The organism is Engelhardtia mirabilis (genome assembly GCF_007748095.1).
Taxonomy (GTDB): Bacteria; Planctomycetota; UBA1135; order UBA1135.
This window is the reverse complement of the sequence record NZ_CP036287.1, coordinates 4,829,151-4,850,714: the sequence shown is the minus strand read 5'-3', so window position 1 is coordinate 4,850,714 and position 21,564 is coordinate 4,829,151. Positions and strand designations below refer to the sequence as shown.

Sequence of the window (21,564 nt, the reverse complement as noted above, 5' to 3'; positions counted from 1 at the left end):
GGGTTCGAGTGTTCGAGCTCAGGTCGCCGAGGCCACCGAGCGCTCCAGCGCAGCGGCCGAGCGCTCGACGTCGAGCCCCTCGGCCGAGACCCGACGCTCGTAGTAGAGCAGGGTCGTGACCAGGATCGTGAAGGGGAAGACCAACGAGCTGACGCCGTACTGCGCCGCTTGCATCCATCCGAAGGTCAGGGGCGAGTCCTGACTCAGGCCCATCACCTGTTGGTCGAGGGCGACCACGCCGACGACCATGATCGAGGTCGGCAGCATCGCGATGACGTAGGAGATCACGATTACCCCGAGGCACTTCTTGAAGCCGCCGCGCACCAGCTTGACCCCGCGGTCCAGGAAGTTCATGCGCTTCTCGAGCACCACGACCTGCTGGAAGGGGAAGAAGTAGGTGGCGGCGATCAGCCCCGGAACGATCAGCAGGAAGAAGCCGGTGGTGACGATCATGCTGTGGAACATCGTCACGAGTAGCAGCGGGATCAGGCGGACCAGTCCGACCTTGAGTGCGGGCCGCAGGGCCGGCTCGCGGTCGAGGATCAGCTCCGACGCGGACCAGACCAGAGCCCCTTGGATCAACGGCTGGACCACGATCCCGGCCAGGATGCCGAGCATCGGCATCAGCACGCCGAGCCCGAACACAACGGTGTAGATCAGCGCCGGGATCGTCACCACGCGCAGGAAGTGGCGCCGATAGAGGGCGAACGAGCCGTCGAGGACTTCCCCGACCGACATGGGGCGCAAGAGACTGGACATGGCAGCCGCGGGGGCGGGGCGCGGAGCGCGGTGAGAGCGAGCGGGAAATGTGAACCGCGAAAGCGAGCGGGGCGGCGCCCCCGCGGGATGCGCCGCCCCGGCGGACCCGAGCCGAATCAGACGGCGCCGGTCGCCTTCAGCTTGGTCTCGAGCTCACCGTTCTTCATGAGCTCCTCCATGATGTCGGAGCCGCCGATGAACTCGCCGTCGATGAACAGCTGCGGCGTGGTCGGCCAGTTGCTGAACGAGATCAGCGAGGGGCGGATGTTCTCGTCGTCGAAGATGTTGACGACGGTGAAGTTCTCGGTGTAGCGCGACAGGATGTCCATGGCCTTGGCGCTGAAGCCGCACATCGGCTGGAATCGCGAGCCCTTGGCGAACAGGACGACCTTGTCAGCTTTGACGGTCTCTTCGACCTTGTCTTTGTTCCACATGTTGCTTCTCGAGGGGGGACGGTGGTTGAGCGGAAAACGGTTGAACGGCGACCCTAGTGGTGCGCGCGAGGGACCCGCGGGCTCACTCGGGCGTGCGCGTCTTGATCTGCAGGGCGTGGATCGCGCCGCCCATGTGCTCGGCGCAGGCCGCGTGCACGATCTTGTGCTGGTCGATCAGGGACTTGCCCGCGAACACGGGCGAGACGACCTCGACACCGAAGTGGTCCGAGGTGCCGGTGAGGTCGGTCACGCGGACCTGGGCATCGGGGAGGTGAGCCTCGATCAGCTTCTGGACCTGGGAGGTGGAGAGCACGGTGATGGCGGGGTGGCTGGGGTCGTGTAGCAGGGGACGGGGCACGACGGGATCCCGGGGATCCCGCGCGAAGGGCACAGATTAGCGTCTGTCGGACCTCTCCCGGCCCGAGTCACCCCCCGAAGGGGCGATTCTCCGACGATCCCGGCGCCGCTTCCCGTTCTTCCATTGCAAGGGGCCCGCACGACACCCCGATCGCCACCTTCCGACACCCTGCCACTGTCCATGCAGATGCTGCTGCCGATGGCCCTCATGGCCGCGCTCGCCTCGTCCCCGACCCAGGAGCCCGTGCGCGCTGTGGAGCGCGTCCTACCCGACGGCTCGCGCGAGCGCTACGAGGTGCTGAGGGACGCCCCGGAGGGCACCGAGGTCCGCCACGGCACCTATGAGCGCTTCCACCCTGGCGGCGAGCTGGCGGCCCGCGGCAGCTTCGACCACGGCCTCGCCTCCGATCGCTGGCGACTGGTCTGGGCCAACGGCGAGAAGCAGGCGGCAGGGAACTGCCGCGACGGCCGAGTCCAGGGGACCTGGCGCGTCTGGTACCCCGACTCGGACCTGGGTTCGAAGGGCAGGCTCGCGGAGATCGTGTTCGACGAGGGCCGACGCAGCGGCGAGCAGGAGGTCTGGCTGCCCGACGGCCGGCTCGATCCGCGTCGATCGGGCCCGGTGGTTCACCTGGAGCAGGACTGGCCCGGGGGCGCCCCACGCCTGCGGGGGACCCTGGTCGGCGGGCACCTCGACGGGCAGCTCCGCCTGGATTGGCCGGACGGCACCCCCGCCCTGCGGGGCTACTTCGCCGGCTCGCGACCGGTGGGGCCCTGGCGCGCGGTGCACCCGGACGGATTCGAGGATCCGCTGGTGCTCGCGCGTTCGGCGCCGGCCGATTGGATCCCGTCGCTGGCCGACGTCTTCGAAGGCCGGCTGCCAGGGCTGGAGCCGTCGCTGGCGGCGTCTGACGGTGAGCCAGGGGCTGCCGCCGAAGGCGCGGGCGCGGACCCGGACGCCCGCCTCGATGGAGCCCTCGCCGCGCTGGTGCAATGGCTCACGCCGGCGCCGGAGGATCCGGAGGGCGCCGCGGTCGCGGCGCTCCGGGAGCGCGAGCCGTACGAGCGCGTCGTCGCAGCCCTGGCGGAGATCGGCGAGCGTCGCGGCACCGCGGTGGAGGCCGCGGTGCAAGAGCGCCTCACGGTGGACCTCCAAGCTGGCTTCGGGACGGTCCTGGGTCTGGGCCTGGTCGAGGCGAGCAGCGCCGCCGAGCATCGGCGCGCGCTGTCGCGGCTGGCTCTGTTGACGCTCCTGTGCGCCGACGACGACTTCGCCTGGGCGGCCGAGGCGCGTCAGCGCGCGACGAGCCCGGCGATCGAAGCGCATGGGGCGAGCTCGCCCACCGACGCCGCGTCCCCCGCGCAGCCGGTGTTCGACGCCGCCCTCGTCCACCTGGGGGAGGCTGCGTTGATCCGACGCTTGGAGCCCGTGCGCGGGCGCACGGCCAGCGAGCTGGACGAGCCGGTGGCCCGGGCCATCGCCGCTGGCCTCGACTGGCTCGCCAGGCACCGGTCAACCGAGGGCAGCTGGAGCGGTGCGGCGTTCAGCGCCGGCTGCGCCGGGTCGGGGACCATCTGCGACGGGGCCGGCTTCGACTACCACGACCTGGGCCTGACGGCCCTGGCCCTGCTCGCCTTCGCCGATGCGGGGGTCGATGCGCGGGACCCGGAGCACGGAGCGACGGTGCGCGCGGGGTTGGCCTGGTTGGTGGGCGAGTGGGACCAGAACGAGCAGATGTTCGGACCGATCCGGGCCACGAACTTCCTCTACGACCAGGCCTTGGCCTGCCAGGTGCTGGCGCGCTACCACGACGACCTGCACTCGGAGCTGTTGCAGGAGCTCGTGCGCGGCTCGGTGGCCTTCCTCGGGCGCGCGCGCAATCCCTACGGCGCTTGGCACTACGACCTGCCGCCGACCGGCGAGAACAACACGTCGACGACCTACTGGTGCATCGAGGCCCTGGCGGCGGCTGACCGGATCCTGCCCGAGGGAGTCGACGCCGACTGCTTCGAAGGTGCACTCAGTTGGGTCTACGAGGTGAGCGATCGGGGCAATGGACGCTGCGGGTACAACACCGTCGGCAGCAGCTCCTCCCGCCTGGAGGGCATGCACGAACGCTTCCCCGCGGATCATGGCGAGGCCATGACGTCCGCTGCCCTGGCGATCCACCTGCACTCTGCGAACGGGCTCGGTGATCCCATCGCTCCCAAGTCGGAGCGAGCCCAGCTGGTCGAGAAGGGTCTCGACCTGATCCTGCGGCGACGGCCCGAATGGTCCGATGACGGGGAGTCAGTCGACCTGTACTACTGGAGGCTCGGCGCGCGCGCGATCCATCAGTTCAGCTCCATGAGTCCGGGCGGCAGCGCGGCTTGGCTCGCCGCACTCGAACATCTTCTCCTGGGCCACCAGGACTCCGGCCATTGCAGCGATGGTTCCTGGGACCCGATCGGGCCGTGGGGCTTCGTGGCCGGGCGGGTCTATTCGACCTCCATGGCCGTCTCGGCCCTGGCGGCGCGCGTCGACGGTGTGGGGGCGACTCGCGGCTTCGACGTCGAGGCCTTCGGGCGACGGCGTTGATCGGAACGGCGTTGATTGGCACGGCGCTGATCGGACCGGCTCCGATCCGACCGCCTCCGGTCGCGCCGGGGGCACTTCGATGGCGCACGGATTCCCGGGCCGGGCCTGCGACGGCCCGGGGGCCACGAGGGCCCCGGCGGCCGCGGTTAGACTGGCCGCCCTCCAAGCCCCCCCCGACCCCTCCGGAGCCGACCGATGACCGCCCTCGAGACCGCCGCCGAACCGCGCGAGATCCACCGCCTCGACTACCGCCCGCCGACCTTCTGGGTCGATTCGGTGGCCCTGGAGTTCGACCTGGGCGAGGAGGGCACCGTCGTCACCGCGCGCCTGTCCCTGCGCCGCAACGACGAGGTGGCCGAGGGGCCCTTGGAGCTCGACGGCGAGGAGCTCGAGACCCTGTCCGTGGCGGTCGACGGCCGCGTCCTGGGGCAGGGCGAGTACACGATCGAGGGTGAGCGGCTGACCATCCCCGACCTGCCGGCGCGGTGCGAGCTCGAGACCAAGGTCCGCATCCACCCCGAGAGCAACACCCAGCTCTCAGGCCTGTACCTGTCGAGCGGGAATTTCTGCACCCAGTGCGAGGCCGAGGGCTTTCGGCGCATCACCTGGTTCCTGGATCGCCCGGACGTGATGGCGACGTACACGGTCGCGATCCGCGCCGACAAGCAGCGCTACCCCGTGCTGCTGTCCAACGGCAACCGGGTGGGGGAGCGCGACCTGGGCGACGGGCGCCACGAGGTGCGCTGGGAGGATCCCTTCGTCAAGCCCAGCTACCTCTTCGCCCTGGTGGCAGGCCAGCTCGCCAGCCACGCGGGTGACTTCACCACGGTCTCCGGCCGCACCGTGCGCTGCGAGATCTGGGTCGAGGCGCACAACCTCGACAAGTGCGACCACGCCCTGCGCTCGCTCCAGGCGGCGATGCGCTGGGACGAGGAGCAGTTCGGTCGCGAGTACGACCTGGACCTGTACATGATCGTCGCCGTCGATGACTTCAACATGGGCGCGATGGAGAACAAGGGGCTGAACATCTTCAACTCCAAGTTCGTCCTGGCGCGACCGGACACGGCCACGGACGACGACTACGAGGGCGTCGAGGGCGTCGTCGCCCACGAGTACTTCCACAACTGGACGGGCAACCGCGTCACCTGCCGCGATTGGTTCCAGCTGACCCTGAAGGAGGGCTTGACGGTCTTCCGCGACCAGCGCTTCAGCGCCGACATGGGCTCCGAACCGGTCAAACGCATCGAAGACGTGGCCATGCTGCGCCTGCGCCAGTACGCGGAGGACGCGGGTCCCATGGCCCACCCGATCCGACCGGAGTCCTACATCTCGATGGACAACTTCTACACCGCCACGGTGTACGAGAAGGGCTCCGAGGTGATCCGGATGGTCGACACCCTGCTGGGCCGCGACGGCTTCCGGCGGGGGATGGACCTGTACTTCGAGCGCCACGACGGCCAGGCGGTGACCTGCGACGACTTCCGCGCGGCCATGGCCGACGCCAACGGCCGCGACCTGGCGCAGTTCGAGCGTTGGTACACCCAGGCGGGCACGCCGCGTTTGGTGGCGACCGGACGCTTCGACGCCGCGGCGGGGACCTACAGCCTGACCCTGCGTCAGGAGTGCCCGACCGGCCAGCGCGAGGAGGACTTCCGCGCGCTCCACATGCCGATCCGCATGGGACTGATCGGGCCCGACGGTGCGGACCAGCCGCTCGGGTTCGAGGGCGAGGCGGCCGCCGGTGCGCCGACCGAGCGCGTGCTGGAGCTGACCGAGCGCGAGCAGACCTTCGTCTTCGCCGGACTGACCGCCGAGCCGGTGCCTTCTCTGGCGCGTGGCCTGTCCGCGCCGGTGCTCTTGGAGTTGGAAGAGGACGAGCAGCGCCTCGCCTTCCGCCTCGCGCACGACTCCGACGCCTTCAACCGCTGGGACGCGGGTCAGCGCCTGTTCGGGGCCGCGATCCTCGCCGGCGCCGCGGCCCTGGCGCGGGGCGACGAGTTCCAGGTCTCGAAGGGCCTGGTCGAAGCCTTCCGAGCCGTGGTCACCGACCCGAGCCTTGACGGCTCGATGCGCTCCCTGGCCATGGCCCTGCCGTCGGAGTTGGAGCTGGCCCAACGCATGGAGATCGTCGATCCCGACGCCCTGCATCGGGCCCGCCGGGCCGTGCGCCGCGCCCTGGCCGAGGGCACTCGCACGGAGCTGGCAGCCCTTTGGGAGCGCGCCAAGCCCAGCGGGGCATACAGCAACGACCGCGCCTCGATCGATCGCCGCCGCGAGGCCAACGTGGCCCTGGCCTATTTGTCGTGCCTCGAGTCGCCTGAGTGGACCGCGGCGGTCGCCGCGCACTTCGACGGGGCCGACAACATGACCGACTCCCAGGCGGCGCTGGCGACCCTGTGCCAGCTGGACGTGCCCGACCGCCAGCGGGCCCTCGAGGCCTTTTACGCCAAGTGGAAGGGCGACCCGCTGGTGCTCGACAAGTGGTTCACGTTGCAGGCGACGAGCGTCCTGCCCGGCGCGCCGACGCGCGTGGCGGCCCTGGCCCATCACCCCGACTTCACTTGGCGCAACCCCAACCGCGTGCGCTCGGTGGTGGGGGCCTTCGCCATGGCCAACCACTCGGGCTTCCACAGCGCCGATGGCTCGGGCTACACCCTGGTGGCGGACGCCGTGATCGAGCTGCAGGGCGCCAACCCCCAACTCGCCTCGCGCCTGGCGGGCTCCTTCAACCACTACAAGCGCTACGACCAGCACCGCCAGCAGGCCATGCGCGGGGCCCTCGAGCGCATCGCCGCGGTCGACGGGCTCAGCAAGGACGTCTACGAGATCGTCCACCGCGCGCTGGCATGACCGGGCAGGTGCGCGACCCTGGCAGCGGGGCCCGCGGGACCACGCGGCGCGAGTTCCTGGTCGGCTCGGCCCTCGTGACCGGCGGCCTGGGCCTGCCGTCGATACCGGTGGCCGAGCCGGAGGCGGTCGTCTTCGTGCTGGTCGAGCGCGGTCTGCCGGCCTGCGACCTCGTCGCGGGCCACGCTCCGGTGCGCGTCACCTCTGGGGCAGCCCTGGACGGATGGGGAGGCGTCTCGCGAGAACTCGTCGCTGCGCCGGCCTTCGGGCCCTTCCACGGCAGGCTCTCCGCCTGTCTGCCGCGCCTCGCAGCCCGCGATGGCCTCGAGTTGAGCACCGGCCTGGATGCTGCCGCGACGGACTGGTTCGAAGCTGCGCGGGCCCTGGAGTCCGAGTGCGTGGGCGTCCGCGCGATCGGGCGCACCTTCGCCGATCGGTGCCGGGAGGCGCGCGAGCTGCGCCGCGTCGGAGAGCTGGCACTGACCGTGCGCGAGACAGCGGACTGGGGACGACCGCGGGGATTCCAGCGCTGTGCCGAGGCGCTGGATCGTGGTCTCGAGGAGCTGTTCGCGGGGCTCGCGAACGACGGTCTGCTCGACTCCACGCTCGTCGTGGTCTGTTCGGCCATCGGTCGTTCGAGCTACGGGCGGCTGCTCGGCGGGCGTGAGTGCCAGCGACGCGACGCCCTGGCACTCGGGGTCGGTCCGGGTGCGCGCGCGGCGATGGCCTGCCGTACGACCATCGAGCTGGCGCGGGGCACCCTGGGGCGGTTGGGCCGCGCCTGAACCGCTCCGGTCGGCCCGGCCCGAGGTTCGCTGGCTCTGCCTGCGACGAGCGGGCGCACGGCCCGCGCGAGTCACGGCACCGACCGAGGACCGCGCGCCCTCAGGCCAGCACGCCTTCGATCGGGTGGGCCTCGCGCACGCCGGTGAGCTTGCGGTCGAGGCCACCGTAGCGGTAGGTCAGCTGCTCGTGTCGCAGTCCCATCAGGTGCAGGACTGTGGCGTGCAGGTCGCGCACCGGATGGCGGTTCACGACGGCTTCGGAGCCCAGCTCGTCGGTCTCGCCGTAGGAGCCCGGCGCGACTCCGGCCCCGGCCAACCACATGCTGAATCCCTTCGGGTTGTGATCGCGTCCGAGGGCGTTCGCCACCTGGAACTCGCCGCCGGACTGCGAGACAGGCTGCCGACCGAACTCACCGCCCCAGACGACCAGGGTCTCGTCCAGCAGACCGGTGCGGTCGAGGTCGGACAGGAGGCCGGCGATCGGGCGGTCGATCTCGGGGCAGTGGATCGACAGGTTCTCCTCCACGCCGTGGTGGGCGTCCCAGGTCTGCTGCTGGTGGCCGCCGCCGTGGTAGAGCTGGACGAAGCGGACGCCGCGCTCCATCAGTCGCCGAGCGATCAGGCACTGACGACCGAACGGCGCGGAGCCCAGGGACATGGGGTGATCCGCCTGACTGGGCTCGGAGATCCCGTAGAGGCGCAGGGTCTCTTCGTCCTCGCGCTCGAGGTCGAGGGCCTCTCGCGCGCTGTCCTGCATCGCGCGCGCGAGCTCGTAGCTGAGCTGGCGAGCGCGCAGGTCAGTGCGCGCGGGACGGCTGGCCTGGTGCCACTCGTTGAGCGTGCGCAGGAGGGCGAGCTGTTCTTCACGCGCCTCGATCGGAAGCTGCCGGCGGAGGTTCGAAGCCGCCGGAGCGAGGTCCAGCAGGGGCTGGCCCGCGGCGCGCAACAGCGTGCCCTGGTGCTCTCCGGGGATGAAGCCACTGGACCAGTTGGCGGGTCCGGAGATCGGCCCCCCGCGCGGATCGTGCATGACCACGAAGCCGGGCAGCTGGTCGTTCTCCGAGCCGCGGCCGTAGGAGACCCAGGAGCCCATGCAGGGGAAGCCCTGCCGGATCTCACCCGAGTTCATCTTCAGCACGGCAGAGCCGTGGGCGAACGAGTCCGTGTGCAGGCTCTTGATCACCGCCAGGCGGTCCATGTGCGCGGACAGGTGCGGGAGCGCATCGGAGCACCACTGGCCGGTCTCCCCGAACTGCCTGAAGCTCCGCTTCGAGCCGAGGATGACGCTCTTGCGCACATCGCCGACGCGTCGCTCGATGTCGACCGTCTGCCCGTCGCGCGCCTGCAGCTCGGGCTTGTAGTCGAACAGGTCCATCTGCGATGGGCCGCCGAACATGAACAGGAAGATGCAGCGCTTGGCGCGGCCGAAGCTGCCGGCGGGGAGCGTTCGCAGCGCGCTCGGTGCTGCAAACGCCCCGGCGCCGCCGAGCGCGCCCAGCAGCGAGAGGCCGGCAGCGGCGCGGACACCGTGGGTCAAGAGGTCTCGTCGCGAGAGGCTCGGTCGGTCGGTTCTGAGGTCGTCCATGGGGGCGATGTGGTGGGCTAGTCGAGCCACAGGAACTCGTTCGAGTTGAGCAGCACGAGGCACAGGGACTCCAGTGCGGTGCGTTCGCTGGACAGCGCCGGAGGCAACAGGTCGACCGAGCGGCCGTCGATCGTCAGGGTCGCTCCCGAGAACTCGAGCCCCTCCTTCACCGTCGCGACCGCGAATGAGCCCGGCTGGAGCTGCGTCAAGCCCTCGACGACGAGTGGACCGGCCTCTTGGGGGCCGACCACGATCGTGAGCCGGTCGCCGTTCAGCGCGAGCTCCACGGGGAGCGAATCCGCGGCGATCGGGAGACCCGCAAAGAGGGCGACCATGCGGGTCTCGGTGGCCTGCTCGAGGACGATCAGCCTCCCGTGAGCAAGATCGAGACTGACGATCACGCCGCCGGCAGCAGCCTGATCGGTGGCGCGCAGGATCAGGTCGGCTCCGGCCGTACCGCGGTCGAAGTGCAGCGTTCCTTCGAAGCGGAAGTCCGAACCGAGCTCGCCTTCGAGCACTGCACGGGGCCCGCGCTCGCGATCGGCGGCCAGAGTGCCGTTGTAGGGCTCGCCCCACTGACCCGCAGCGCTGCGCCAAGGACCGCCAGGGGCCGCCAGCAGGTCAGCTCCCTCCGCCTGCTCGAAGTACTGGTTGTCGATGCGCTCCGGGACGCGAGGCTCGAACCGCAGGGACCGGGACTGGCCCTCCACCTCCAGCGCGATCCGGCGCAGGTGGTCGACGCCCGCCTCGAGCTCGACGTTGTCGGGGCGCCGGGAGAGCGCCAGCTCGAAGGCGCGTACGACCTGATCCTCTACGCGGGGCCCGGCCTCGCGCGCGACCCGCTCGGCCAACGCGTACGCTCGCGACCCGGCGAATTCGCCGTTCAGGAGGTGCAGGGCCTGGGGCGCCGTGTTGGTCACCGAGCGCGTGCCGCTGGGGAGGGTCGGCAGCGGGCGATCGAAGAGCTGGGACAGGGGGTCGATCAGGCCGCGCTGGACGCGCACGTAGAGCGCCCGCCGACGCTCGGCGTCGTGCTCCGGAGGGGCCCAGCCACGGCCGGGCCGCGACTGGCCGGCCAGGACCTCGCGCGGCATGCGCGGGTGCACCGAGGGACCTCCGAGGGTCGTGACGAGCTCACCGCTGGCGAACAGCATGGAGTCGCTCACCATCTCGGCCTCGAGGCGTCGAGGCCGCTGACGCCAGAGCAGCGAGTTGGCCGGGTCGATCTCCTCGGCTCTCCCGTCGATCGAGCGGGAGGAGCGGCGGTAGGCGTCGGAGGTCACGATCAGGCGGTGTAGCTGCTTCGTGCTCCAGCCGTCTTCGACGAATCTCGAGGCGAGCCAATCGAGGAGCTCAGGGTGGCTAGCCGCGGTCCCGGTGTTGCCGAAGTCGTCCGGGGTCGCAACCAGACCGACCCCGAAGTGCTGTTGCCAGATGCGGTTGACCCAGACTCGCGGAGTCAGCGGGTTCGCGTGATCGGTGATCCAGGAGGCCAGCAGCGAGCGGCGCCCTTGCGAGGACGACGGGTCGACAGGGGCCGCCGGGGCCGGCAGCCCGATGGCTCCCGGCGTGGAGGCCCGAGTCCGCTCCATCGGCGACGAGGCCAGGCCGCGACGGAGCAAGTGGGTCGGCAGGGGCTCGCCCTCGCGCTCGCGCACGGTCAGGGCCCAGCGCAGGTCGCCTTCGTGGTCGCCGAGGCCGCCCTCCTCCTCGATGCGGGCCAGGGTCACCCATGCCCGCTGCCGCTCGAGGAAGGTCAGTGCGTGCAGGACCCTGTCGATGTTGGGGAGGCGCTGCTCGAGGAGATAACCCCTGCGCTCTTCGATCGGCAGCTCCAGCGCACGTTCGAAGCGCGCGCGCGCGCGCTCGGCGACCGCCGGATCGAAGCCTGCCAGCTGCTCCTCGAGCAGGCGGCGATGGACCGGCTCCAGCAGGGCATCGAACTCGGCTCGACGCCGCTCGGCCTGCTCCGCGCGATCCGCGCGCCAATCCGCGATGGCCTCGTCGGTGGCACCGACCGGAGTCAGCACCGGCGAGCCCAGCTCGTGCTGCGGCTCGGCGTACGGCTCCACGTTCCTGAACCAGTCGAGGAAGGAGAAGTAGTCGCGCTGGCTGATGGGGTCGAAGCGATGATCGTGGCACCGTGCGCAGCCCACGGTCACGCCGAGCATGCCCTCGGTGATCGTGCGCAGGGAGTCGTCGAGCTCGTCGAACAGGGCCTGTTGCGGGTCGTTGGGCTCGTCGTCCCATTCGCCCAGGCGCCAGAAGCCGGTCGCGATGGGCGCATCTCTGGCTACCTCCGGCTGCTCGTCACCGGCCAGCTGAGCGGTGAGGAAGGCGTCGTAGGACAGGTCCTCGTTGAAGGCTCCGACCACCCAATCGCGGTAGCGCCAGGCGTGCGGCTTGTCCCCGTCGCGCTCGAAGCCGTTCGACTCGGCGTAGCGGACCACGTCGAGCCACTGGCGCGCCATCCGCTCGCCGTGCGCGGGCCGCGCGAGGAGCTCGTTCACCAGCGCGGCATAGGCGTCATCCGACGGATCGGCGGCAAAGCGTTCGACGGCTTCGATCGTCGGGGGCAGTCCGGTCAGGTCGAAGTACAGCCGTCGGACCAGCTCACGCGGGTCGGCCGGGGGACCGGGCACGAGACCCGCCGAGTCGAGCGCGCTGGTGACGAACGCGTCGATCGGGTGGGCGTCCGCCCCCGCTGTCGTGTCGCTCGGAGGAGCGACGGGTTCGATGGGGCGGAAGGCGCGCGGAGTCGGGATGTTCGCCGCGCCGACCTTTGTGCCGACCGATTCCGTGGGCCAGGGCGCACCGTCGTTGACCCAGCGCTCCAACACCGACACCTCCTCGCGATCGAGGGCATAGTCCGGCGGCATGGCCAGATCCTTGGTCGACCGCCTCACGGCTTCGATCAGCAGGCTCTGGTCGGCATCACCTGGGAGCACCACGTAGTCGTTGACGAGCGACTCGGTGCTCACCATCCGCAGACCGCCCTTGGCCCGCTGGGCGTGCGGGCCATGACACTCGAAGCAGTGCTTCCGGAGAAGGTCGAGGGCCGCGCCGGCGTCGGCGGCGGCCAGGTCGGTCCCGGGCAGAACGGCTCCCTCGCTGCTGGATCGTAATTCTCGTCCGGCTACCGGCAGGGCGATGGTTGCGACCGCAACCAGAAGCGGGGGGCCGAGAAGCCAGACCGATCGATGGAGGCGAGGTCGGGGGAGCGGGTTGCGGGAGTGTTGGTGGGAGGGTTGGTGGGGAGTGAGATCGGGAGAGTGATGGGGGAGCATCAGCTCCAAGCCTATCCCTGGGGACGCTCCGCGGAGGGGCGTTTCGGGCCCGAATCATGGGCCTGTGCCGCTGCCGGGGAGTACCGATGGGCCACTCAGCCCGAGCGCCGGATCCAGGCCCGCGCGGCCGTCGAGGCGACCTCCGCGAGCAGCACCAACACCATGGCGAGCAGGATCAACAGCACCAACTCGTCGTAGTAGGCGCGAATCCGTGCTTCCTCGATCCAGTAGCCGAGGGAGGCGACGCCCAGCAGGCCCAACACCGTCGCTTCGCGAACACAGGTCTCGAACCTGTAGAAGACGTACAGCAGGTAGTTCGGCGTGGCGGCCGGCAGGCCGCTGGCGGCGAGCATCTGAGCCCGGCTGGCGCCGGCCAGGCGCAGTTGACGCATGGGGGTCGGATCGAGGTTTTCGATCGTCTCCGCGCCCAGGCGCCCGAGGATCCCGCAGTTGTGTAGGGCCAGGGCGAACACCAGGGGCCAGACGGTGAAGCCGAAGACGGCCAGACCCAGGTAGGCGAGCACGTACTCGGGCATCGCGCGGGCGAGGACCAGCAGGAATCGCAGGGCGGTGGCAGCCGCCGTGAGGGTCCGTGCGCGACTCGGGTGCTCGGCGTCCGCGCGACCATAGGGGTCGGGGCGAGCCAGGGTTCGCGCGGCGAAGGGAGCGGCCAAGGCGCCACCCGTGGCCGCGAGGACGATCGCCAGGGCCGCGATCCAGAAAGTCGTGTTGGCCCCCGCGAGCGCCGCTTCGATCCCGCGCCCGCCGAGCAGGCCGCCAAACCAATCGCTCCAGGAAGCGCCATCGCCGCGCAGGGGTGCGGGCGGCAGCTCTTCGAACAGGAAGCGGCGCAGGTTGCCCTGTTGGCGCGAGCCGAACAGCTCGCCCGGACGCAGCGCGCCCGACAGCCAGGCCCCGGCGCCGAAGGCGAACAGGAGCAGCGCCGTGGCCCGCGCGAAGCGGTCGCGGGGGCGCTGGCGGCGCATGCGATCGAGCTCGGCGTCGCGCGCATCGCTCATCGCACGGACCTCCCACTGCGCAGCCGCGCGCTCCACATCTCGATCGTCAACACCAGGGCGATCAGGGCGTAGAGGTAGCTCCACACCTCGCCGTAGTTCCCGTTGGCGAAGGACGCGGCGATCTTCTGGCCGAGGGTCGGGAAGCCGAAGAAGCCGAGCACGGCCGCGGCGCGCACGGAGCACTCGAACTGGTAGAAGGTGAACGAGGCCATCTGCCGCGCCGCTCGGGGCAGGAGCCCGCAGGTGAACTGCAACGTGCCGCCCGCGCCGAGGGCGCCCATGGCGCGGCTCGCGTCGCGCGGCACCTCGTCGACCTGCTCGGAGAAGACCTTGGCGAGGGTGCCGGCGTAGGGGATCGCGATGGCGATCGCGCCGGCCGCCGGGCTGACGCCGAGGGCCGCCAGGAACAGCACCGCCCACAGGAGCTCGTGCACCGAGCGCAGCCCGGCGATCGTCACGCGCGCGGCCACCAGCCCGACCGGACGCAGGCGGCCGCCGAGTGGGCCGGCCCCCGCGGTGCGCCACCAACTGGCCGAGGCCAGCATGCCCAGGACCAGTCCGCCGATCACCGCCAGGAACATGCCCCCGGCGGCGAAGACCACCGTGCGCAGGGCCGCGGCGGCGACGCCGCGCCAGAAGGGCGGTGCGGCGGCGGGCACGAAGTCGCCCTGGTAGTCGAAGGCCGGGTGCAGGGCGGCCGTGGCGAAGGCCCGCGCCGTGGCGCCGCGAGCCGGATCCGGCAGGAGATCGTCGAGGGTCAGACCGAGCTGGAACCAGGCGATCACGCCCAGGCCCAGAGCGGCCAGTACCGTGGCCGAGCGACGCCCCAGGAGCGGTCGCGCGGTGAAGCCAGCGCTCACGTCCCCCCGGCCGTCCGCGGCAGCCTGTAGAGGTCGTCGAATCGGCTGGGACCGACCTCGTCGGTGGCGAGGTCGAACTCCACCCGGCCGTTGCGTAGCCCGATCAGGCGCGGGAAGTGGTCAAGCGCCAGTCGAAGGTCGTGCAGCGAGACCAGCAGGGTCATCCCGCGCTCCCGCGCCAGCTCGACCAACAGGGCGATGGTGTCGCGCGCGCGCGCCGGGTCCACCGACGCGACGGGCTCGTCGGCCAACAGCGCTCGGGGTGCCTGGTAAAGGGCGCGTGCGATGGCCACGCGCTGACGCTCGCCGCCGGAGAGCTGGGTCGTCGGGCGGTAGAGCAGCTCGCCGATCCCTACGCGATCGAGCACCGCGTGGACCTCGCGCAGCTCCCGGCGGCGGGGGAGGTAGAGGCTGCGCAGTCCCGCCAGCGTGCCCTGCCGACCGAAGCGGCCGACGAGCACGTTCTGCAGCGCGCGCAGCTCCGGCACCAGCGCGTGGTGCTGGTGCACGGAGCCCACATTCGAGCGCAGCTCGCGCAGGACCTCGGCCGAAGCGGTGGCGGGGTCGATCCCGTCGATCGTGACGCGCCCGCGGGTGGGGGCGTGCCCGGTCGACAGGATCTGCAACAGGCTGGTCTTGCCCGCCCCCGAAGGCCCGACGAGCGCCACGCACTCGCCGGGTTCCACGACGAGGTCGAGGCCCTCGAGCACCGGATTGCCGCCCAGCTCGAGTCCCACCCCCGCGAGCTCGAAGCGGGTTCCGAGGTTCAAGCGACGCTCAGCGGATCAGGCCCAGGGCCTTGGCCGTGGCCTCGATCGAGCTGTAGTCGGAGTTCTCCGCAGCGATCAGCCCCTCCGGACGGCGGAGCGCCGCGAGCAGCTCGGGGTCGTCGATCGCCAGCAGCACCTCGCGCAACTTGGCGCTGGAGACCCCGGGCCAGTCGGTGTCGACCTCGGGTCGCACGGTCCAGTTGTAGTCCACGTAGGCCGGCGTCTCCCAGATCACCCGGCAGACCTCCGGGTCGATCTCGCCCGAGGCGACCAGGTCGTCGTAGACCACGTAGTTCAGGGCGCCGGCGTCGGCCTCGCCGCGGGCGACCATCAGGGCCGTCTGCTTGTGGTCCCCGGAGAACGTCGGCAGGGTCCCGAAGAACTTCTCTGCGGACTTGCCGGTCGCCTCGAGGATGAAGTACTCGGGCATCAGTCGACCGGAGGTCGAGCTAGGCGAGCCGAACAGGAAGGTGAACTCGGCCAGCTCGGTGGGGAAGTCGTCGCTGCGCTCGAGGCCGGTGCTCGCGTTGGCGATGAAGTAGCTCTTGAAGAGCTCGTCCGTGCGACCCTGGGCGATGGCCTGGGAGCCATCGACGGCCTGGCGGGCCTGGACGCCGGTCAGGCCGCCGAACCAGGCGAGCTGGATGTCGCCGTTCTTGAACATCTCCACCGACGCCGTGTAGTCGTCGGAGGGCAGGTACTCGACCGGGACCCCGAGTTCCCGGCTGAGGTGGGCGGCCAGGGGGGCGAACTTGGCCTCCAACTCAGTCGCGTCGGCGTCGGGGATCGCGGTGAAGCGCAGGGGGGGAGCGCTGGCGCTGGTGGAGGAGCCGCTGCAGGCTGCCATCAATAACGCGCAGCCGGCCACACCGAGTAGGGTGCGGCGGTTGGTCATGACCGTCATGGGCGTGATCTTCCTACCTTTCACTTGAGGAAGCCGTCGGGGACGGGAAGGATGCGAGCCGGGCAGGATAGCGCCGCGAATCCTGTCCAGGTCCGAACTTCGATCGATCCGAGCATCGATCTCGGGGAGACCCCCCCCGGATGACAGCCTTGTCACCGGATTTCGTCCGACCTGGCGACGAGGATTTGCCGGTGAACACCAAGATCAGCAAGTCGCTGGCAGGCCTCGGCCTGGCAGGACTGGGGGCCCTCATGGGCTGCACCAGTGAGGTGCCGTTCTACCAGCGGCAGGCATTCGCGGACCCCGTGATGGGCACCTACGCGTACCCCGGAGCCAGTTCCGCGGAGTCCCACTTCGCGGCCAAGGTCATCTACAGCAACGAAGGCAGCATCGGCGGCATCGGCACCAGCGGCGGCGGAGGTTGCGGGTGCTACTGACCCTCGCTCTCGTCGCGCTCCAGGACGGCCCCGCGGGCGCCGTCGGTGCGGACGCGCCCGCCCCCCTCGAGGCCGCCGGCCATGGTGAGGCGGGGACCAGGTCCCTGACCCTGCAGCTGGGCTTCTACGACCAGTCGGCCGCCGTCTCGGAGGGCAACCCTTTCATCGACGAGGCCTTGACCGTGATCGAACCGGTCGTGGTCTGGGACCACCAGGTGAGCGACGACTGGGGCTACAGCCTCGAGTTCTCCTACGACCTGGTGACCAGCGCCTCGATCGATCGCCTGAGCCAGTTCCCCGAGCAGTCGGGGGCTAGCGGCGACAACTACACGGGCCTGCGCTACGGGTCGCGCCACCGCCTGAACGCCGAGAGCCAATACGACTGGCACCTCGGAGTCAGCACCGAGTACGACTACACCTCGATCGGCTTTGGCGGCGGCTACTCGACCCAGGCCCAGAACGGCTCGACCACGACCTGGAGCCTGGACGGCTACTACGACGACGTCGAGATCATCCGCTACGACGGCACCACCGCCGACGGCACGGACACGCGCACGTCTTTGGCCGGGACTTGGGCCCACTCGCGCCTCTTGAACCCCAAGTGGCGCGGCGAGATGGTCGTGACCCTCGGCGCCCAGTCGGGCTTCCTCGAGACGCCGTACAACGCCGTCGTGCTCGAGGACACGGCCGGAACCCCGATCACCATCTTCGACACGCCGGTGTCCGGCGAGGTGGTCAACGAAGAGCTGCCGGACTCGCGCCTGCGCCTGTCGGTCACCAGCCGCGCGCGCCGCTACCTGGGGCCGGGTCGGGCCGTCGAGTTGGGCGGACGGCTCTACGGGGACGACTGGGGTATCACCAGCCTGACCCTCGAGCCGCGCTACTTCATGAACCTGGTCCCCGACCGCGTCGACCTGGAGCTCCTGTACCGCTTCTACGTCCAGTCGGCGGCGGACGACTTCTCCGACCAGTTCCTGCTGGCCGACGGGACGCCGGAGTTCCGCACCCAGGACCCGGACTTGGGGGACCTCGACGCCCACACCCTGGGCGGCATCGTGAGCTTCGGCAACGGCCTCAGTCGACGCTGGCGACTGGGACTGAACTACACCCTGCGCAGTGATGGACTCGACTACGTATGGGCCTGGTTGGGCTACACGTGGTCATTCTGAGCGCCTGTTCGAGGAACCGATGATGAACCGAGTGACATCGATGCGCGGCGCCCTGGTGGCGTCGTTGGTTCTGCTCGGCGCCTGCGCCGGGACACCGACGGGCGCCACGCTGGAGTCGAGTGCCGCGCCCGCGGACCTCGCGGACCTGGTGCTGGTCGACATGAACGGCCGACAGCACCCGGTCCAAGCCGAATGGTCCGCCGGGCGCAGCGTGGTGCTGGTCTTCTGGCAGACCTGGTGCCTGTCCTGCGAGCGCGAGGCGGCTTCGGTCGTCGCCGCCGCCAAGGCGCGGCCGGACCTGGCCTTCTTCGGTGTGGTGCCCGGCACCGACGACGACGTGAACGACTTCGAGGTCCTGGCCAAGGTCGAGCAGCAGGGCATGACCTACCCGCAGATCCGCGATCGCGACCTGTCGCTGACCGAGACCTTCGACGTTCAGGGCACGCCTACGCTGCTGGTGATCGGTCCCGACGGCAAGGTCTCCTTCCGCGGCCACGAAGTGCCCGAGGATTGGCTGGCCCGGTGATCCTGCGCGGCCCGGCACGGCGCCGACTGGCACGGTGGGGCCTGGGGCTGGTCGCGGTTGTTTCCGCCGCCTGCGCCGGGCCGGCGGGAGTCCATCGATCGCTGGCCCCCGCGGGTGAGGTCGCGGTCCAGGCGGGTGGGAGCCAAGAGCCCGCAGTCAGCGAACCGGCGGCGGCCGATGGGCTGATCCTGCGCGAGCGCCGCGGCGGGGTGATGGGCACGACCTTCATGCTCGAGGCCCTGGGCGCCGACGCCGAGCGCCTCGACGCCGCCCTGGACGCCGCCGAGGCCGAGCTGCGCCGCATCGAGGACTTGATGACCACCTGGCGCACCTCGCCACTGACCGAGCTCAACGCTCGCAGCGGGCAAGGTCCGGTGGTCGTCGAACGCGAGCTGGCGCAGATCATCGACCAGTCCCTGCGGGTGGCCGAGGCCACCGGCGGTGCCTTCGACCCGACGTGGTATTCGGCCGGGAAGCTGTGGGACTTCAAGGCGCCGGTGCCGACGATCCCCGCGGGCGAGGACATCGCGACTGCCCTCGAGCACGTCGGCTACGGCCGCGTGAAGGTCGACCTGGCCGCTTCGACGGTGGAGCTGGAAGCCGGTACCGTCCTGGGCCTGGGCGGGATCGCCAAGGGCTACGGTGTCGACCGCGCCCTGGCGGTGCTGCGCGAGCACGGCATCGAGCACGGCATGGTCGACGCGGGCGGTGACCTGCGCGTGATCGGCCGCAAGCACGGGGAGGTGTGGCAGATCGCGGTGCGTCACCCGCGTCGGCGCGGGGACGTGCTGGCGGTGATTCCCCTGGCCAACATCGCGGTGGTCACCAGCGGCGACTACGAGCGCTTCTTCGAATTGGACGGCGTGCGCTACCACCACATCCTCGATCCGCGCACGGGCCGCCCGGCGACCGGCGCCATGAGCGCCACGGTGATCGGTCCCGAGGCGGGGCTGTGCGACGCGCTCGCCACGGCCCTGTGCGTGATGGGCCCTGAGCAGGGGCTCGAGCTGATCGAGCGCATGGAGCGCGTCGAGGCGCTGATCGTCGACCTGAACGGTGAAATGCACCTGTCCAGCGGCCTGCCGCGGGCGGACGAGCGGCCCTGACTCAGGCGGCGCCGAGGCCCTGGTGGGGGGTGGCCCCACCGGCGCGCGGCAACGTCAGGCGAAAGCGCGTGCCGCCGCCGCTGCGCTCCTCGATCTGGACCGAGCCGCGGTGGGCGTCGACGGCGGCTCGCACCAGCGCCAACCCGAGGCCGTAGCCGGCCCGCTTGCCGGCCGCGGAAGCGCCGCGATAGAAGGGTTCGAAGACCCGCGTCCGTTCGGTTGCGGGGATGCCCGGTCCGCGGTCGTCGACGGTCAGCTCGACCGATTTCGCGTCGCCGCGCAGGCAGACTTCGACCGCGGCGCCAACCGGGGAGACCGACAGGGCGTTGGCCACGAGGTTGCGGACCGCGCGCAGGATCGCCTCGCGGTCGCCGTCGAGGGCCAGACCGCCACCCAGCTCGAAGCGCAGGTCGACCCCAGCCCGCTCGGCGCTGCGGCGCCAACGGCCTGAACGCAGCTCGATCTCGTGGGTCAGGTCGAAGCGCTCCGCCCGCGTGGGTTCGGTCGTCTGCCGATCGCGGCACAGGGCCAAGAGGTTGTCGACGGCGTCGGCCAACTCGTGCAGGGAACCGAGCTGTTCGCCGAGCACGCCCGCGTACTCCGCCGGCTCGCGCTCGGACATCAGGCACACCTCGGTCTCGCCGATCAGGTTCTGGATCGGGGCCCGCAGTTCGTGGGCCAGGCCGGCGGTCATCACTCGCGCGCTCTCGTTCTCGGCGCGGATCCGCTCCAGCATCCGCTGCAGCTCCTCGGCCACCTCGCGCACCTCCTCGGGAGGGTGTTCCAAGAGCACTTCGAGCGGCGACTCCGCATCGCGCTGGGCGCGCACCGCGCTGGCCACCCCGGCCAACATGGCCGCGACCCGGCGGCTCGCGAACTCGCCCACGCTGCAGCCCAGGGCGAGGGCGCCCAAGAGCAGCACGACCAGCGCCCACTCGAAGCCTCGCAGGCGATCGACCAACTCCATCCCGTCGAGCACCAACTCGACGCGCGTGCCCTCCTGCGTCGTCATCCCGAACGCCACCACGCCGCGCTCGAGGTGCACCGGACCGTCGTCCTGGAGGCCACCCGCGGGCAGGCGGGGCAGGAGCCCGTGGGGATCGATCACGTAGACCGGAGCCCCCGCGGGCTTGACCCGCCAGCCGAGCTCGACGTCGATGTGCTCGGCGTCCAACTGCAACGCGATCGACTTCGCCAGCTCGTCGGAGCGATTGCCGGTGTCGAAGAGCACGCTGAACTCGTGCACCTCTTCCTGGGAGAGGGCCGCCAGTTGGTCGAGCGCCCCCTGGCCCAGCCACCAGGTGCTGACCAGCCCGATCGCCACGACCAGACCGACTGAGAGCAGGCCGAAGGTCAACCGCAGGCGGTTGCGCAGGGTCCAGCCCGGTGACTTCAATGCGCCGCCTCGCCCGATTGCAGCCGATAGCCCTCGCCCACGACGGTTTGGATGCAGCTCGCCGCGGAGCCCAATCGACGTCGCAGGCGACCCACGTGCACGTCGACGGTGTTCGTTCCCGGATCGAACTCGATGCCCCAGACCGAGCGCAACAGGTCCGGCCGCGAAAGGGTCCGCCCGTCGGCGCGGGCCAGGGCCACCAGCAGGTCGAATTCGCGCGGACTGAGATCGATGCGGTGACCGCCCAGGTCCGCGTGGCGATCGATCGGGTCGATCCGCAGGGGGCCGCGCACCATCGCTGAACCCTGCCTGCGACGGACCACCGCCGTCACGCGGGCGAGCAGCTCGTCGAAGGCGAAGGGCTTGATCAGGTAGTCGTCCGCGCCAGCATCGAGGCCGCGAACGCGCTCGGCCACGGCGTCACGGGCGGTAACGAAGATCACGGGAGTCTCGTCGCCTTGGCTCCGCAGGTCGTTCAGGACGCTCCAACCGTCCTCGTCCGGCAGCATCACGTCGAGCAGCACGACGTCGAAGCCGCCAGCCTTGACGGCGGCCCGGGCCTCGGCGCCATCGGCCGCCGTCTCGCACTCGTGTCCGGCCTCGCGCAGGCCGCGGCCGACGTAGTCTCGAAGTCGCGGATCGTCGTCAACCACGAGCAGGCGCATGGGCTCATGTTAAGCCCGTGGTCCCGGGTCGGCGTGGCCGGAAGACGAGCCTTTCGAGGTCCTGCGGGACCCGGGCGGGA

18 protein-coding genes are annotated in these 21,564 nt (G+C 70.7%); 7 read left to right on the top strand and 11 right to left on the bottom strand.

Annotated elements, in window-relative coordinates; all coding sequences use genetic code 11:
• Window positions 1-18: 18 nt before the first annotated feature.
• The 3 genes from Pla133_RS17865 to Pla133_RS17855 form a co-directional block, all read right to left on the bottom strand.
• Window positions 19-759: a hypothetical protein gene (locus Pla133_RS17865; RefSeq protein WP_145067722.1), complete on the bottom strand. Its 741-nt coding sequence runs from the start codon at window positions 757-759 to the stop codon at window positions 19-21.
• Window positions 760-875: 116 nt separating this feature from the next.
• Window positions 876-1,193 (bottom strand): Grx4 family monothiol glutaredoxin, encoded by a 318-nt coding sequence (grxD, locus tag Pla133_RS17860; protein ID WP_145067720.1) that lies wholly within the window; start codon window positions 1,191-1,193, stop codon window positions 876-878.
• 82 nt (window positions 1,194-1,275) lie between these two features.
• On the bottom strand, window positions 1,276-1,506 hold the full coding sequence (locus tag Pla133_RS17855; RefSeq protein ID WP_145067718.1) for a BolA/IbaG family iron-sulfur metabolism protein: 231 nt from the start codon (window positions 1,504-1,506) through the stop codon (window positions 1,276-1,278).
• Window positions 1,507-1,731: 225 nt separating this feature from the next.
• Here Pla133_RS17855 and Pla133_RS17850 point away from each other — a divergent pair, with 225 nt between their 5' ends.
• The 3 genes from Pla133_RS17850 to Pla133_RS17840 all read left to right on the top strand — a co-directional run bounded on the left by Pla133_RS17850 (window position 1,732) and on the right by Pla133_RS17840 (window position 7,760).
• Window positions 1,732-4,128, top strand: a complete 2,397-nt coding sequence (locus tag Pla133_RS17850) for a hypothetical protein (RefSeq protein WP_145067716.1) — start codon at window positions 1,732-1,734, stop codon at window positions 4,126-4,128.
• 195 nt (window positions 4,129-4,323) lie between these two features.
• Window positions 4,324-6,978, top strand: coding sequence for an aminopeptidase N (gene pepN, locus Pla133_RS17845; RefSeq protein WP_145067714.1), 2,655 nt, complete (start codon window positions 4,324-4,326; stop codon window positions 6,976-6,978).
• Window positions 6,975-7,760, top strand: a complete 786-nt coding sequence (locus Pla133_RS17840; protein WP_145067712.1) for a DUF1501 domain-containing protein — start codon at window positions 6,975-6,977, stop codon at window positions 7,758-7,760. Before pepN ends, Pla133_RS17840 begins: the two co-directional genes overlap by 4 nt.
• Before the next feature lie 100 nt (window positions 7,761-7,860).
• On the opposite strand, the gene Pla133_RS17835 is transcribed toward Pla133_RS17840, so the two are convergent.
• The 6 genes from Pla133_RS17835 to Pla133_RS17810 form a co-directional block, all read right to left on the bottom strand.
• Window positions 7,861-9,345 carry a DUF1501 domain-containing protein gene (locus Pla133_RS17835; RefSeq protein WP_145067710.1) on the bottom strand — a complete coding sequence of 495 codons (1,485 nt, stop codon included), beginning with the start codon at window positions 9,343-9,345 and terminating at the stop codon, window positions 7,861-7,863.
• Window positions 9,346-9,362: 17 nt separating this feature from the next.
• Window positions 9,363-12,329, bottom strand: a complete 2,967-nt coding sequence (locus tag Pla133_RS17830) for a DUF1553 domain-containing protein (protein WP_419191686.1) — start codon at window positions 12,327-12,329, stop codon at window positions 9,363-9,365.
• A gap of 398 nt (window positions 12,330-12,727) precedes the next feature.
• A complete protein-coding gene (locus Pla133_RS17825) occupies window positions 12,728-13,651 on the bottom strand; it encodes a PhnE/PtxC family ABC transporter permease (protein WP_145067706.1) in 924 nt (307 codons plus the stop codon).
• Window positions 13,648-14,511, bottom strand: a complete 864-nt coding sequence (locus Pla133_RS17820) for a PhnE/PtxC family ABC transporter permease (RefSeq protein ID WP_145067704.1) — start codon at window positions 14,509-14,511, stop codon at window positions 13,648-13,650. The genes Pla133_RS17825 and Pla133_RS17820 overlap by 4 nt, the downstream gene beginning before the upstream one ends.
• A complete protein-coding gene (locus Pla133_RS17815; RefSeq protein ID WP_145067702.1) occupies window positions 14,508-15,281 on the bottom strand; it encodes a phosphonate ABC transporter ATP-binding protein in 774 nt (257 codons plus the stop codon). The genes Pla133_RS17820 and Pla133_RS17815 overlap by 4 nt, the downstream gene beginning before the upstream one ends.
• Window positions 15,282-15,288: 7 nt before the next feature.
• Window positions 15,289-16,176, bottom strand: coding sequence for a putative selenate ABC transporter substrate-binding protein (locus tag Pla133_RS17810; RefSeq protein WP_145070973.1), 888 nt, complete (start codon window positions 16,174-16,176; stop codon window positions 15,289-15,291).
• Window positions 16,177-16,376: 200 nt separating this feature from the next.
• On the opposite strand from Pla133_RS17810, the gene Pla133_RS17805 reads away from it, so the two are divergent.
• The 4 genes from Pla133_RS17805 to Pla133_RS17790 are packed head-to-tail and all read left to right on the top strand — an operon-like array spanning window position 16,377 to window position 19,423.
• Window positions 16,377-16,622: a DUF4266 domain-containing protein gene (locus Pla133_RS17805; protein ID WP_419191684.1), complete on the top strand. Its 246-nt coding sequence runs from the start codon at window positions 16,377-16,379 to the stop codon at window positions 16,620-16,622.
• Window positions 16,613-17,791, top strand: a complete 1,179-nt coding sequence (locus Pla133_RS17800; protein WP_145067698.1) for a DUF3570 domain-containing protein — start codon at window positions 16,613-16,615, stop codon at window positions 17,789-17,791. Before Pla133_RS17805 ends, Pla133_RS17800 begins: the two co-directional genes overlap by 10 nt.
• 40 nt (window positions 17,792-17,831) lie before the next feature.
• Complete coding sequence (locus Pla133_RS17795) at window positions 17,832-18,317, top strand: TlpA family protein disulfide reductase (protein WP_419191683.1); 486 nt, start codon at window positions 17,832-17,834, stop codon at window positions 18,315-18,317.
• Entirely contained in the window at window positions 18,314-19,423 is a 1,110-nt protein-coding gene (locus Pla133_RS17790) for an FAD:protein FMN transferase (protein WP_145067694.1), read from the top strand. The genes Pla133_RS17795 and Pla133_RS17790 overlap by 4 nt, the downstream gene beginning before the upstream one ends.
• A 1-nt stretch (window position 19,424) precedes the next feature.
• Here the strand turns inward: Pla133_RS17790 and Pla133_RS17785 are convergent, their stop codons facing one another.
• Window positions 19,425-20,819 carry a sensor histidine kinase gene (locus Pla133_RS17785; RefSeq protein WP_145067692.1) on the bottom strand — a complete coding sequence of 465 codons (1,395 nt, stop codon included), beginning with the start codon at window positions 20,817-20,819 and terminating at the stop codon, window positions 19,425-19,427.
• The gene (locus tag Pla133_RS17780; RefSeq protein ID WP_145067690.1) at window positions 20,816-21,484 is read right to left on the bottom strand and encodes a response regulator transcription factor; all 669 of its coding nucleotides are present in this window, start codon (window positions 21,482-21,484) and stop codon (window positions 20,816-20,818) included. Before Pla133_RS17780 ends, Pla133_RS17785 begins: the two co-directional genes overlap by 4 nt.
• Window positions 21,485-21,564 lie beyond the last annotated feature (80 nt).